General features: G+C 64.2%; 11 protein-coding genes. 10 read left to right on the forward strand and 1 reads right to left on the reverse strand.

What is annotated here, in order from left to right; all coding sequences use genetic code 11:
- From IV091_RS04040 to IV091_RS04085, 10 genes are all read left to right on the forward strand, one after another.
- Positions 1-1,116, forward strand: a complete 1,116-nt coding sequence (locus tag IV091_RS04040; protein ID WP_293465452.1) for a DSD1 family PLP-dependent enzyme — start codon at positions 1-3, stop codon at positions 1,114-1,116.
- 54 nt (positions 1,117-1,170) lie between these two features.
- Positions 1,171-1,902, forward strand: coding sequence for an aldolase (locus IV091_RS04045; protein WP_293465455.1), 732 nt, complete (start codon positions 1,171-1,173; stop codon positions 1,900-1,902).
- A 29-nt stretch (positions 1,903-1,931) separates the two neighbouring features.
- The gene (locus tag IV091_RS04050) at positions 1,932-2,837 is read left to right on the forward strand and encodes an NAD(P)-dependent oxidoreductase (protein ID WP_293465458.1); all 906 of its coding nucleotides are present in this window, start codon (positions 1,932-1,934) and stop codon (positions 2,835-2,837) included.
- A gap of 26 nt (positions 2,838-2,863) precedes the next feature.
- On the forward strand, positions 2,864-4,330 hold the full coding sequence (locus IV091_RS04055; protein WP_293465461.1) for a D-aminoacylase: 1,467 nt from the start codon (positions 2,864-2,866) through the stop codon (positions 4,328-4,330).
- A gap of 1 nt (position 4,331) precedes the next feature.
- A complete protein-coding gene (locus IV091_RS04060) occupies positions 4,332-5,471 on the forward strand; it encodes a DSD1 family PLP-dependent enzyme (RefSeq protein ID WP_293465464.1) in 1,140 nt (379 codons plus the stop codon).
- 39 nt (positions 5,472-5,510) lie between these two features.
- The gene (locus IV091_RS04065) at positions 5,511-6,482 is read left to right on the forward strand and encodes an ornithine cyclodeaminase family protein (RefSeq protein ID WP_293465467.1); all 972 of its coding nucleotides are present in this window, start codon (positions 5,511-5,513) and stop codon (positions 6,480-6,482) included.
- Between the two features lie 54 nt (positions 6,483-6,536).
- A complete protein-coding gene (locus tag IV091_RS04070; RefSeq protein ID WP_293465470.1) occupies positions 6,537-7,094 on the forward strand; it encodes a TRAP transporter small permease in 558 nt (185 codons plus the stop codon).
- Positions 7,091-8,389 (forward strand): TRAP transporter large permease subunit, encoded by a 1,299-nt coding sequence (locus IV091_RS04075; protein ID WP_293465473.1) that lies wholly within the window; start codon positions 7,091-7,093, stop codon positions 8,387-8,389. Before IV091_RS04070 ends, IV091_RS04075 begins: the two co-directional genes overlap by 4 nt.
- A 44-nt stretch (positions 8,390-8,433) precedes the next feature.
- Positions 8,434-9,444, forward strand: a complete 1,011-nt coding sequence (locus tag IV091_RS04080) for a TRAP transporter substrate-binding protein (protein WP_293465476.1) — start codon at positions 8,434-8,436, stop codon at positions 9,442-9,444.
- A 206-nt stretch (positions 9,445-9,650) separates the two neighbouring features.
- The gene (locus IV091_RS04085; RefSeq protein WP_293465478.1) at positions 9,651-10,559 is read left to right on the forward strand and encodes a LysR family transcriptional regulator; all 909 of its coding nucleotides are present in this window, start codon (positions 9,651-9,653) and stop codon (positions 10,557-10,559) included.
- Between the two features lie 16 nt (positions 10,560-10,575).
- On the opposite strand, the gene IV091_RS04090 is transcribed toward IV091_RS04085, so the two are convergent.
- On the reverse strand, positions 10,576-14,052 hold the full coding sequence (locus IV091_RS04090) for a DEAD/DEAH box helicase (protein ID WP_293465480.1): 3,477 nt from the start codon (positions 14,050-14,052) through the stop codon (positions 10,576-10,578).
- Positions 14,053-14,081 lie beyond the last annotated feature (29 nt).

Consider the following 14,081-nt stretch of genomic DNA (forward strand, 5'->3'; position numbering starts at 1 on the left):
ATGAGCCCCTGGCACGCCGCCCAGCCTGGCGATCATCTCCGCGCCATCGATACGCCCTCGCTCATTCTTGACCTTGACGCGTTCGAGCGCAATTTGCAGCGCATGGCGGACGCGCTGCGCGGGCACAACGTGCGGCTGCGTGCCCACTCCAAGAGCCACAAGTGCCCGGAGATCGCGCTGCGCCAGGTCGCACTGGGTGCCGTGGGCATCTGCTGCCAGAAAGTCAGCGAGGCGGCGGTATTCGTCGATGCCGGCATCCAGGATGTACTGATCACCAACGAGGTGATGGGCGACGTCAAGCTGCGTCATCTGGTGGCACTGGCGAGCCGCGCACGCATGGGTGTGCTGGTCGACCACCCGCAGCAGGTGCAGGCGCTGGCCATGGCGGCGCAGGCGCATGCGGTGACGCTTGATGTCTATGTTGAGGTCAATGTCGGGGCGAACCGCTGTGGCGTTGCACCTGGAGATGAGGCGGTGCGCTTGGCATTGCAGATTGCGGCCAGTCCGCCGCTGCGTTTTGCAGGTCTGCAGTGCTACCACGGTCCGGCCCAGCATCTGCGTGCGCCGCAGGACCGCGCTGCGGCCATTGGCAGCGCCGCCCAGGCCGCGCGCATGACCCGCCAAGCCATCGAGGCCTGCGGCATTGCCGTGGAACGGGTGACCGGCGGGGGCACTGGCAGCTTCGTGCATGAGCGCGACTCGGGGGTTTTCGACGAAATCCAGGCCGGGTCTTATGTCTTCATGGACCGCGACTACGGCGACAACCAGCGCGGTGAAGGTGACGTCGCGTTCGAGCATGCCCTGTTTGTACGCACCACCGTCATGAGCCGGGCCACCGCCACGCACGCCGTGGTCGACGCCGGCTTGAAGGCGTCCAGCGTGGACTCGGGTATGCCCACCGTGTGGCAGCGGGGTGATCTGCGCTATACGAAGGCCGCTGATGAACATGGGGTGCTGGTCACGGCCAATGCAGACGCGCTTTCACTGGGCGACCAGCTGATGCTGGTGCCCGGCCACTGCGACCCCACCGTCAATCTGTACGACGAACTGATCTGCGTGCGCGGCGAGCGGGTAGAGGCCCTCTGGCCCATTGCCGCGCGCGGCGCGCTGCTGTGAGTTTGAAGGCGTTCGTTTTTTTATCGCTTGACTTGATTGCCTGGAGGCCATGAGGTGGAAAGTAATTTCATAGAGGACCGCAAGGATCTCGCGGCCGCATTCCGCGGCGCTGCCATGTTCAGCGGGCAGGCCGGTGTATGCAGCCATTTCAGCCTGAGGGTGCGAGACGAACCCTTGCGGTTTTTGCTCAACCCGTGGGGCATGTACTTTTCCGAAGCGCGGGCGAGCGAGTTGATGCTGATCGACGCGCACGGCGTGGACCAGCTCGGGGCGCGTGATGGCGGTTTTGCCGCCTTCAACATCCATGGGCAGATTCACGCCATTCATCCCGCGGCGCGCTGCGTACTTCACACGCATATGCCGTACGCCACCGCCATCACTATGCTGGACAACGGCCGGCTGGAGCCCGCGTCGCAGGAGGCCTTGCGGTTCTATGACGATGTCGCGTACGACGACAGCTACCACGGCCTGGCGCATGACCCGCGCGAAGGCGAGCGCATCGCCCGCCAGATGGGCGACAAACATGTGCTGTTCCTGGCGCACCATGGCGTGATCGTGGTCGGCGCTTCGGTGGCCCAGGCCTTCGACCGGCTGTATTACCTGGAGCGCGCGGCAGAACTGCAGGTCAAGGCCATGAGCTGCAACCGGCCGCTGCGGCGGGTTCCGCACGACATCGCGGAAAAAACCGTGCAGCAGTTCGGGCGCGAGCGCGAGCACTGGGCACGGCTGCATCTTGATGCGCTGCGCCGCAAGCTCGACGGCGAACAACCTGACTACGCGCGCTGATCGAACACGAGGCACTGAAAGGAATAAACATGTCTGCGAACAGAAAACTCGGCTTTATCGGCGTCGGCCTGATGGGCCATGGCCTGGCGAAAAACCTGCTCAAGCAGGGGCACGCCATGACGCTGCTGGACCATCCCGGTAACCAGCCGATTGATGACCTGATCCAAATGGGCGCGCAAACGGTGGCGACGGCCAAAGAGGTGGCGGCCGCGGCCGATGTGGTGTTCATGTGTGTCACCGGATCGCCCCAGGTGGAAGCCTGTGTCTATGGTCCGCACGGGTTGCTGGAAGGCTTGCGGGCCGGGAGCATTGTGGTCGACGGCACGACCGCCGATCCGGTGTCGACCGTCAAGGTGGCGGCGGCGGTGCAGGCGCGCGGCGGGCGTTATGTCGATGCGCCCATGACCCGGACCTCGCAGCATGCCGAAGACGGCTGTGTCAACACCATGCTCGGTGGCGATGCCGCCACGCTGGCGGAGATCCGTCCGCTGGTTGAAGCCTATAGCGAAAACATCTACATCGGCGGCGAGGTCGGTTCCGGCCATCGCATGAAGTTGCTGCACAACTACATTTCCCTGGGCACCCTGGCCCTGCTCGCGGAGGCCTACACCTGCGCCGGCAAGGCCGGGGTCGACCGCAACGTGCTGACCCAGGTGCTGGCCACCGGCGGCGGCGACAGCGTGGTCCTCAAGCGCCTGATGCCGTTTCTTGAAAGTGGGGCGCCGGGCAGCATGCTGTTCTCCCTGATCAACGCGGGCAAGGATTTGCGCTACTTCACCCACATGGCAGAAGAGCTGCAGGTCGGCGCCTTTGTGGGCGAGGCGGTTCATCAGACCTTTGTCACGGCTGCAAACGTGGGCGGGGGCGAAAAAATGATTCCCGAACTGCTCAACATCCTCTGTCAGATGCATGGCGCGCCCTTGTGCGGCCAATAAAAAAACATCAACCCCCAAGGCCTCTGATGCAAAAAAACTTTGATCTATTGATTCGCAACGCCAGCATCGTCGATGGCACTGGCGCGCCCCGTTTCACGGGCGACATCGGCATTTGCGGCGACCGCATTGCGCGCATCGGCGACCTTGCGGCGCTGCATGGCGACGTGGAGATCGACCTGGCGGGTCGCATCGCGGCGCCAGGTTTTATTGATGCCCACACCCACGATGACCGCATCATGCTGTCCGGCGGCGATATGGCACCCAAGGTCAGCCAGGGCGTGACGACGGTGATCGGCGGCAATTGCGGTGTGTCGCTGGCGCCCATGCCGCGCCCCATCCCCAACCCTGTCACGCCGCCGCTGAACCTGCTCGACGACGAGGGCGGGTGGTTCCGGTTCCCCAGTTTCGCCGCTTACCTGGATGCGCTGCGGGCCCAGCCGGCGGCCACCAACTGCGCCATGCTGGTGGGCCACACCACCTTGCGCGTGGCCACCATGGATGACCTGATGCAGCCCGCGACTGCGGCTGAAATCGAGGCCATGCGCGCCCTGGTCGACGAGGCCATGCGCGCTGGCGCCATCGGCGTGTCCACCGGCCTGTTCTACGAGCCGTCGATTGCGGCGCCGACCGAGGAGGTGATCGAGATCTGCCGCCCGCTCAAGGAATTCAACGGCCTGTATTGCACCCACATGCGCAACGAGGCGGACCGGGTGATCGACTCGCTGGAGGAAAGCTTTCGCATCGGCCGCGAGGTCGGGGTGCCGGTGGTGATCTCGCACCACAAGCTGGTGGGGCAGGCGAACTACGGCAGGTCCGAGGAAACGCTGGACTTCATCGAGAAAAACATGGCCAGGCAGCCGATCTGCCTGGACTGCTATCCCTACACGGCCGGCTCCACCATCCTGTCGGCTGACCGGGCGGCCAGTTCCACCCGCGTCATTGTCAGCTGGTCGAAAACGCTGCCGGAGTACGCCGGCCAGGACCTGGCCGATATCGCGAAAAAAATGGGTGTCTCCCAGGAGGATGCGGTGCAGCGCCTGCTGCCTGCCGGCGCGATCTACTTCAGGATGGACGAGGCCGACGTGCAGCGCATCCTGAAGTTCGACCAGACCATGATCGGCTCCGATGGGCTGCCGCACGACGCGGCGCCGCACCCGCGCCTGTGGGGCAGTTTTTCGCGCGTGCTGGGCCACTATGGCCGCCTGCTCGGGCTGTTCCCGCTGGAGACCGCCGTGCACAAGATGACCGGCCTGACGGCGAAGAACTTTGGCCTGAAGGACCGGGGCGTGCTCAAGGAAGGCGCGTACGCCGACCTGACCCTGTTCGATGCCGACACGGTCGACGAGGCCGCCACCTATGAAAAACCGATTGCGCCGTCGCGCGGCATCGACACCGTGATTGTCAATGGCACCATGGTCTGGCGCGAAGGCCGATCGACCGGCGCGCGACCCGGACGCGTACTGGCACGTGAAACGCAAGGCGAAGGAAACTGAGATGGCCAACCAAGTGATGGAACAACTGGAAACACCGGCGCTGATTCTTGATGAGGCCCGGATGGACCGCAACATCGCGCGCATGCGCAGCCAGGTGCAGCGCCTCGGGGTCGTGTTTCGACCGCACGTCAAGACCAACAAGTGCATCGACGTGGCGCGCCGCCTCATGGAGACACCGCAAGGCCCGATCACAGTCTCCACCCTGCGCGAGGCCGAGTACTTCGCGGCGCACGGGGTCACGGACATCCTGTACGCCGTCTGCATCGCGCCCAACAAGATTGACCATGTGATGGCCCTGCAGGACCAGGGCGTGCGGCTGTCGCTCATCCTGGACAGCATGGAAACCGCCCGTTTGCTGGCCGATCGCGCCAGGGCGACGCAGCGCCAGTTCGACCTCCTGATAGAGATCGATTCGGACGGTCACCGTTCGGGCGTGAAGCCCGACGCGGCCGAGCTCATCGAGATCGGTCAGTTCCTCGAAAGTGCGGGCCTCCCGGTGAAGGGGGTGCTGACCCATGCCGGCAGTTCCTATGACGCCTTTACCGTGGACGCGATACGCGCCATGGCCGAGCAGGAGCGCGCCGCCGTTGTTCACGCGGCCGAGCGCCTGCGGGCGGCGGGCATCGCGTGCCCGGTCGTCAGCGTGGGCTCGACGCCGACCGCGTTGTTCGCCGAGCATCTGGATGGCGTGACCGAGGTGCGCGCCGGTGTGTTCGTCTTCTTTGATCTGGTGATGGCCGGCCTGAACGTCTGCCAAACCGATGACATTGCCCTGTCGGTCCTGGCCACGGTGATCGGGCACCAGCGCGAAAAAGGCTGGACCATTCTGGATGCCGGGTGGATGGCCATGTCGCGCGACCGCGGCACGGCCAAGCAGCCCGTGGACCAGGGCTACGGCCTGGTCTGCGACCTGGACGGCCAACCGCTGGACGACCTCATGCTGGTGGGTGCCAACCAGGAGCACGGCATCATGGCGCACCGGTCCGGCAAGGTGGACGGCGCGCTGCACCTGCCCGTCGGTACCCAGGTCCGGATTCTGCCCAACCATGCGTGCTCCACCGCAGCGCAGTACGGTCATTACAGCGTGCTGGGGACGGACCACGAGATCACTGCGGCCTGGCAACGTTTCAGTGGCTGGTAAGACTGGTGTGACTGGTGTGGCAGGCAAAAGGATAACAACATGTTGATCATTTCTGAGCAGGACGCGCGCGACCTGGTGGGCGTTGAGGACGTCATCGCGGCCGTCGAAAAATCCTTCGTCGCCATGGCGCGCGGCCAGGCCCGCAATTACCCGGTCGTGCGCGAGGTGGTGGGCTATCGGGATGCGGTTTATGGCGTCAAGACCGGCTGTGACACCAGTGTGCCCATTCTTGGCCTCAAGGCGGGCGGTTACTGGCCGCACAACCTGGCCCTGGGCCTGACCAATCACCAGTCTTCGACTTTGTTGTTCGATCCGCAAACCGGTCGCGCTTCGGCCCTGGTCAGCGCCAACTACCTGACCGGCGTGCGCACCGGCGCCGCCAGTGCCATCGCCACCAAGTACCTGTCGCGCCAGGACAGTACCGTGCTCGGCATCATCGGCACCGGCGTCCAGTCAGCCTACCAGTTGCGCGCGACGCTGGCTGTGCGGCCTGTCCGAAAGGTCTACGCGTGGGACCCGTCTGCCGAAAATCTTGTGACCTTCGGCCGTCTGGTGGCCGAATTGGGGCTTGAATACGCGCCGCAAGCCGACTGCCAGGCGGTAGCGGCCAACGCCGACATTCTGATCACCGTGACGCCGTCGCAGCGGGCCCTGATTGAAAAATCCTGGGTCCGTCCCGGCACCCATATCAGTGCCATGGGGGCCGACACCGTGGGCAAGCAGGAACTCGATCCTGCCCTGGTGGCCGATGCGGCCCTGTTCGTGGATGAGGCGGCGCAGGCCATCACCATCGGCGAGTGCCAGCACGCCTATAGCGCCGGGCTGATCACGCTGCAAAGCCTGCGCGGCAGCCTTGGCGCAGTGATCGCGGGGCTTTGCGACGGGCGCCGCAGCGCAGAGGAAATCACCCTTTTCGATGGCACGGGGGTGGCCCTGCAGGACCTGGTGGTGGCCGACCTGGCCGTGCGCCTGGCCGACCAGCGCGGCCTGGGTTCGCGGGTCGCGTATTGAGCGACGGGTTGTCAAAACAACATCAACAACATCAACAACAAATGGAGGATGACCTTGCAAAAAATAATCAATGATTCGGTTCACTGGTTCTTCAAGCTGCTGGAGCTGCTGGTGGTGGTTTGCATGGTGGCCATGGTGGTCATGGTGTTCGGCAACGTGGTGCTGCGCTATGGTTTTAACTCCAGCCTCCTGATCTCGGATGAAATGTCGCGCTATTGCTTCATCTGGCTGACCTACATCGGCGCCATGGTGGCCATGCACGAAGGCGGCCATCTCGGCGTGGACACGCTGATCAAGCACCTGCCGGTGCTGGGCAAGAAGGTGTGCCTGTTCCTCAGTGAAAGCCTGATGCTGCTTTGCAACGGGCTGTTTTTTCTGGGAACCTGGAAGATGCATGAGCTGCAGGTGAGCAATGTGTCGCCGGTGGCCGGCATTTCCATGATCTGGATTTATGGCATAGGCTACGTCGTCAGCGTGGTGATGGGCATCATCAATCTCAATATGCTGTACCGCCTGATGCGCGGGCAGATCAGTGAAGACGAGCTGGTGCAGGTGGTCGAGACCGAAGGCATGGCCCAGGTTGACAAGCCGATGCACGAGGCCAGGGTATGACCGTCAGCGTCTTTGTTCTCAGCCTGCTGGCCGCCATGGCCATCGGCATGCCGATCGCCTATGCGCTGCTGGTCTGCGGCGTCGCTCTGATGGCGTTCCTGGGTGCGACCAGTGGCCTGGTGACGTTTGACAGCCAGATTTTGGCCCAGCGTTTTGTGGAAGGCGCCGACAACTTCCCGCTGCTGGCGGTGCCCTTCTTTTTGCTCGCGGGGGAGTTCATGAATGCCGGCGGCCTGAGCCGGCGCATCATCAATTTGGCCATGGCCTGGGTCGGGCACTTTCGCGGAGGCCTGGGCTACGTCACGGTGATTGCCGCGGTGATCATGGCCTCGCTGTCGGGCTCGGCCGTCGCCGACACGGCCGCGCTGGCCGCGCTGCTGATTCCGATGATGCGGGCCGCCGGCTACAACGTGGGCCGGGCCTCGGGGCTGATCGCTTCGGGCGGCATCATTGCGCCGGTGATCCCGCCGTCGATCGGCATGATTATTTTTGGTGTCGCGGGCAATGTGTCCATCACCAAACTGTTTCTTGCCGGCATTGTGCCCGGCCTGCTGATGGGTCTGGCGATCGGCCTGACCTGGTGGTGGTTGGCAAAGCGGGAAAACGTTCTTCCTGCGCCCCAACCGACGCTGCCCGAGCGCTTGCGTATCACGGCCGAGGGCGGCTTCGCGCTGGCACTGCCCATTGTCATCATTGGCGGCATGAAGTTTGGCGTATTTACGCCGACCGAAGCCGCCGTCGTGGCGGCGGTTTATAGCTTTGTTGTGGGCATGTTCATCTACCGCGAACTCAAATGGTCGCAACTGTACGGCGTGATCCTGGCTGCCGGCAAGACGACCGCGGTCGTGATGTTCCTGGTGGCCGCCGCCATGGTCAGCGCCTGGCTAATCACGGTGGCGAATATTCCGACGGAAGTCGCCAACATGATGGCGCCCTTCATGGACAACAAGCTGCTGTTGATGTTCATGATGATGGTGCTGATCGTGGCCGTTGGCACCGCGCTGGACTTCACGCCCACCGTGCTGATTCTGACGCCGGTGCTGATGCCCCTGGTGCTCAAGGCCGGCATTGATCCGGTCTACTTCGGCATCATGTTCATCATGAACAACGCCATCGGCCTGATCACGCCGCCGGTGGGCACTGTGCTCAACGTCGTGTGCGGCGTCGCCAAGATCAGCATGGACGACGCCTTCAAGGGCGTGCTGCCCTTCCTGATGGCGCAGCTTGCCGTGCTGTTTTTGCTGGTTCTTTTCCCCGCTATCGTCACCGTGCCACTGCAGTGGTGGATGCGGTGACCCCTTTTCCCCCAACCCCAGTCGTTTAATTACAGGAGACAACCATGTTCAAACGCAGAACCCTCGTATCAGCCCTCGTAGGTGCAGCCTTGCTGGTCAGTACCGCAGCATTTGCCCAGTTTGCCGAACGCACCATCAAGTTCACCAATGGCGTGAACGAAGACCACTCGGTCGGCATTGGCGTCAAGAAGATGCAGGAAGTGCTGGCCGCCAAGACCGGCGGCAAGATGAAGATCAACGCCTTCTGGGGCGGCTCGGCCGGCGGTGACCTGGCAGCGGCCCAAGCCACGCGGGCGGGTACGCAGGAGATCGTTTGCACATCCGGCTCGGCATTGGTCGGCATTGTCAAGGAATTGGGCGCGTTTGACCTGCCCTTCCTGTTCGCCAGCGAAAAAGAAGCCTATGCCGTGATGGATGGCCCGGCGGGCAAGTACTTCAACAAAAAGCTCGAAGACGCCGGACTGGTGAACCTGGCCTACTGGGAAAACGGCTTTCGCAACCTGACCAACAGCAAGCGCCCGGTCGCCAGGGTCGAAGACTTTGAAGGCGTCAAGGTGCGCGTGATGCAGAACAACATTTTCTTGGACACCTTCAAGACGCTGGGCGCCAACCCCCTGCCGATGGCCTTTGGTGAAGTGTTCACCGCGCTCGAAACCAAGACCATTGACGGCCAGGAAAATCCCTTTGCCACGATCGAGACATCCAAGCTCAACGAGGTGCAGAAGTATCTGTCGGTGACGCGTCATGCCTACTCTCCCTTCTTTGTGCTGTACAGCAAGAAGCTGTGGGATCAGCTCAATCCGCAGGAGCAGGCGGTGCTGCGTGAAGCAGCACTGGCAGGGCAGACGGTCCAGCGTGATGCCAGCCGCGCGCAGGATGAAAAATCACTCGCCATCCTCAAGGCCAAGGGCATGCTGGTCAACGAGTTTTCCGAAGCAGAGAAGGCCCGCGTGATCGCCAGGATCAAGCCCGTCTACGACAAGCATGTGCCCAATATCGGCGCGGAGGCGGTCAATGTGTTGCTGGACGGACTCAAAAAAGCGCGCGGCGGTTGATCCAGAATCGCTGCATGGTTTGATGCAGGGCCGCAAGGGGCAACCCGCGCGGCTTTTTTTGCGTCTGAATTGGCGAACCAGCCAATCGCAGTGCGCGATCATGACGCTTTCCCTTTTTTGAAGGGCTTCATGACCCGTTCGCGTGGTGATTGATTGCGTAGAATAAACTTGTGGCACGCCACCTATACCGTTAAATAAACTAAACAATGTCCAACGACATCACTGACCTTCGTTTCTTCATGGCGGTCGCCGAAGGGGGGTCCCTGGCCGAGGCTGCCCGGCGCATGGACGTGACGGCATCGGCGGTGTCGCAGCGCCTGCGGCAACTGGAGACCCGCCTGGGCCTGCACCTGGTCCACCGCAGCACCCGGCGCTTCAGCCTCACCGACGAGGGCGAATTGTTCTATGCGGGAGCCGTTGGCCTGCTCGCGCAACTTGATGACCTGATCGACAGCGTCCGCTCGCGATCGGGCGAGGTGGCCGGGACGCTGCATGTTTGCGGTCCCCTGGGTTTTGGCCGGCACCACCTGGCGGCCGCCATTGCCGATTTTCATGCCCTGCATCCCAAGCTGATGGTGTCTCTGACCCTCAGCGACGTGATTTCTGCAGCCGATGCGAGCCGCTTCGACATGATCGTGCACATCGGCAATCTTGCCGATTCGAGCATGGTCGCCTATCCCATCGCGCCCAATGCGCGTTTCGTGTGCGGCGCGCCTGACTATCTGGCCCGGCACCCGGCGCCGCGCAAGCCGCAGGAGCTGGTGACGCACGACTGCATTGCGCTGCGTGAAAATCAGGAAGACGTGACCCTCTGGCGCTTTCGCAAGAATGGCGGGGAGGTGTCGGTCCGGGTGCCATCGATTCTGAGCAGCAACGACGGCGATGTGGTGCGGCAGTGGGCCCTCAGGGGCAAGGGGCTGATCATGCGTTCCGAATGGGACGTGGCCGAAAGTCTGGCTGCGGGTCGACTGGTGCGCGTGCTGGAAGACTGGCACCTGCCAGAGGCCGGCATCGTGGCGCTGGTGGATGGGCGCCACGGCATGTCGGCGCGGGTCAAGCTGTTTCTTTCCTTTGTGCAGGCGCGCTTCAAGCCCGTGCCGCCGTGGCGGCGTTGACGGCGAATGGCGCCGTTCAGGCGCCCAGCGGCATGAACAGTGCGGCCAGATCACTTTCGGTAAACATCGGCTGCTTGCGCGCCACCGAGCCGCTGTACATGCTTTCGGCCAGCGCGGCCTTGCGCTCTTGCAGCGCCAGGATGCGTTCTTCAATCGTGCCTTGCGCCACCAGCTTGTAGACGAAAACCTGGTTTTTTTGTCCGATCCGGTGGGCACGGTCGGTGGCCTGGTTTTCGGCGGCCGGGTTCCACCAGGGGTCGTAGTGAATCACGGTGTCGGCCTGTGGCAGGTTCAGGCCCACGCCGCCGGCTTTCAGGCTGATCAGGAACAGCGGCACCGCGCCCGAGGTAAAGCGCCCGATGATCTCGTCGCGCTTTTGCGACTGGCCGGTGAGCTTGACCCACGGTAGGCCGCGCGCCTTGAGTTCGTCCTCGATCAGCGACAGCATGCTGGTGAAGCTTGAAAACAGCAGCACCCGCCGGCCCTCGGCCAGCATCTCGGGCAGCAACTCCATCAGGTGCTCCAGCTTGGCCGACTGCTTGACTTTTTTGGCCGACGCCAGCGGCAGCAGGCGCGGGTCGCAGCAGACCTGGCGCAGCTTGAGCAGCGCGTCCAGAATCTGGATCTGCGACTTGGCCAGGCCCTTGCTGGCGAGCGCGTCGCGCACCGCTTTTTCCGTGCTCAGGCGTATGGTTTCGTAGAGGTCGGCCTGCTTGCCCGACAGCTCGATGCTGGAGACGCTTTCAATCTTGTCGGGCAACTCGGTGGCCACCTCGCGCTTGGTGCGGCGCAGCATGAAGGGCGTGATGCGGCGGCGCAACTGGGCCAGCCGTTCGGTGTCGCCCTGCTTTTCGATGGGGTTGCGAAACAAGTCCTTGAAGCGGGCCTGGCTGCCCAGAAAGCCGGGCATCAGGAAGTGGAACAGGCTCCACAACTCGCCCAGGTGGTTTTCCATGGGCGTGCCGGACAGGCACAGGCGATGCCGGGTTTGCAGTTCGCTCACTACCTGCGCGGCATGCGTGCTCGCGTTTTTGATGTTCTGCGCTTCGTCCAGCACCACCAGGTGCCAGCGCTGCTTCAGCCAGCGCTCGCGGTCGCGCTGCAGCAGTGAATAGGGCACGATCACCAGGTCGTGCGTGGCCATCTGGTCGGCCGATTCGTGGCGCTCCTTGCCGTGCAGCACCAGCGTGCGCAGCCCGGGCGTGAAACGCTCGGCCTCGCGCCGCCAGTTGCCCATCAGGCTCACGGGGGCCACGATCAGCGCCGGTCGGGTCAGGCGCCCGGCCTGTTTTTCGACCAGCACATGGGCCAGCGTTTGCAGCGTTTTGCCCAGACCCATGTCGTCGGCCAGGATGCCGCTCAGGCCGTGCTGGCGCAAAAACTGCAGCCAGTTCAGGCCCTGCTGCTGGTAGGGTCGCAGGCTGGCGGCCAGGCCGGCCGGCACGGGTACTTCGGGCAGCTCGGCGTGGCCGGTGAGCTGCTGCACCAGATCCCTCAAGCGCTGGGCGCCGTCCCACACCGCGCCTTCGCCCAGGGCGGCGCCGGTGCGCAGCGCGTCCAGCCGCGACAGCGTGAGGCTGTCGCCCGAAAAATCATGGGCGCGGTCGCCCACCAGCTCCAGCAGCGCGGCCATCCAGGGCTTGAGCGCGTCGGTGGGCAGGCGGATAAAGCCGCCGCCCGGCGCGGGCAAATACACAAAGGGCGGCAGCTGGGGCTGGCCGGTGGCCGGGTCGGGCGCGCTGCCGGCCGCGGCGGCAATCAGCTCGGGCAGCCAGGGCAGGATGTTGTGGCGCTGGCCGTTGATTTCCATGCCCAGCGACAGGTCGAACCACGGGGAACTGGCCTCGTCGTCACCCTGCGGCTGCAGCTGCACGTCGAGCTTGTCGGCATGCGTGATCCAGTCGGTCAAGGCCGCATCCAGCGTGAGCTCGAAGCCGGCATTGCGCAGCACTGAAAAGTCGTTGTCGGCCCAGTGCAGCCAGTCCTGCTGCGAGGTGTCGCCCGGAATGCCGAAGATGCCGCCGTCGGTGGCCATCAACCCCAGGTCCATCAGGCGGGTGATGGCGTCCAGTTCGGCTTCGCCGTCGCGTTGCAGCAGCACGCGGCCTGTCGGCCCGTCAACCAGCACGGACAGGCCCTGGCCGGCCCACCAGCCGCGATGCCCCTGGTAGTCAAAGCGCAATTGCGCCTGAATCAGTCCCCGGTAGGGCGCATCCAGGGGAGTGTTGGGTGACAGGTGCACGCAGGCCAGTGGCGTGATGCCCTGCAGCTTGGCAATACGTTGCAGCATGGGCGGCAGCGGCAAAGGCCCGAGTCGCTGCATCAGCGGGACCTGGTGCTTTTGCAGGGCCGATGGTTTGAGCGGCGGGGCACTGAGCAGCACCGCCAGCTGGGCATCCGTCAGTCCCTGGGTTTGTACCGGGCCGCACAGGCCGTTGTCGGCGTCCAGGTAGAGCGGCGGGCTGTTCAGGCACAGGATGGCGCCGGGGCCGAGGCGCGTGCCTGGCACCGCCGGCGCCAGCCTGGCACGCAATGCCCAGCCGGGCTCGGCCGCGTAGGGACTGGGCACTTCCTGCCAGTGCCAGTCCAGCGCCTGCGGCGGTCCCCACTGCAGGGCGGCGCCGGCGCTTGACTTTCCGTCTTCCAGAAACAGGCGGCCGGTGCTGGCGGCTTGTTCAAGCGCCACGGGGCTCGCATGGCCGTCGAGCAAGACATTGGCGGTGAAGCCATAGTTCCAGTAGTGGCCACCGCTGTCGGGCATGGAACGCAGCAGCTGCAGCACGTAGCGATCAGCGTCACTGGCCTGGTCGTAGACCGCCAGGCCAGGGCGTGGTGGCGTGCGAATGGCCTTGCCTTTGGTCCAGCCGCCGCTGGCTTTGGCCGAAGACACCACGGCTTCCAGCTTCAGTTGCGGCTTCGGGCCAGTGCTGCCGGTCACGCCAAGCAGGTACACATACTGTGGGGCGCGACCCGTCCTGGGCGTGCCGCCGGGCGCAGGCGAGGCGCTGGCCTGGTCCAGCGCCTCGCACCAGCGCATCAGCTGGGCTTCGGCTTCAAGCCGGGCAATGTCCTCGGCGCGGGCCTGGGTGGCTTGACGGGCGGCCTCGCGTTGTTCGGGGGTGGGCGGTGTGCGCGCTGCAGCGAAATGCCCATCGCGGCCCATCACCAGCAGGCCGTGGTAGGCGGCCTTGATCATCAATGCCACACCGTGTTTGCACTGGCGTCCCACCGGGCAGCTGCAACGGCTGTCCCAGTAGTCGACCGCGCCGTCGGGCATCAGCGCCATGTCGATGGTAAGCAGGTAGGGCTGGCGCTGGCTGCCCTGCACTTCGCCCTGCAGCAGCCAGCCTTCGCCTTGGGGGTCTATCTGCAGATCCAGCACTTTCTGGCCGCGGTAAAGCATCAGGCCGCGCGCCCAGGCGCCTGCGTCGGCCAGGGGTTCGATCGAATGGGGGTTGAACCACGGGCCGGGGTTCAGCGGAGAGTTTTGCATGTAATAGGGTTCAAGCCCATGCTTGATGG

The organism is Polaromonas sp. (assembly GCF_018780625.1).
Taxonomy (GTDB): Bacteria; Pseudomonadota; Gammaproteobacteria; order Burkholderiales; family Burkholderiaceae_C; genus Polaromonas.

Excerpts from the sequence above, each read along its gene's own strand:
- IV091_RS04040 (WP_293465452.1), top strand. The coding sequence starts at position 1 with ATGAGCCCCTGGCACGCCGCCCAGCCTGGCGATCATCTCCGCGCCATC.
- IV091_RS04050 (WP_293465458.1), top strand. The coding sequence starts at position 1,932 with ATGTCTGCGAACAGAAAACTCGGCTTTATCGGCGTCGGCCTGATGGGC.
- IV091_RS04055 (WP_293465461.1), top strand. The coding sequence starts at position 2,864 with ATGCAAAAAAACTTTGATCTATTGATTCGCAACGCCAGCATCGTCGAT.
- IV091_RS04060 (WP_293465464.1), top strand. The coding sequence starts at position 4,332 with ATGGCCAACCAAGTGATGGAACAACTGGAAACACCGGCGCTGATTCTT.
- IV091_RS04065 (WP_293465467.1), top strand. The coding sequence starts at position 5,511 with ATGTTGATCATTTCTGAGCAGGACGCGCGCGACCTGGTGGGCGTTGAG.
- IV091_RS04075 (WP_293465473.1), top strand. The coding sequence starts at position 7,091 with ATGACCGTCAGCGTCTTTGTTCTCAGCCTGCTGGCCGCCATGGCCATC.
- IV091_RS04080 (WP_293465476.1), top strand. The coding sequence starts at position 8,434 with ATGTTCAAACGCAGAACCCTCGTATCAGCCCTCGTAGGTGCAGCCTTG.
- IV091_RS04085 (WP_293465478.1), top strand. The coding sequence starts at position 9,651 with ATGTCCAACGACATCACTGACCTTCGTTTCTTCATGGCGGTCGCCGAA.
- IV091_RS04090 (WP_293465480.1), bottom strand. The coding sequence starts at position 14,052 with ATGCAAAACTCTCCGCTGAACCCCGGCCCGTGGTTCAACCCCCATTCG.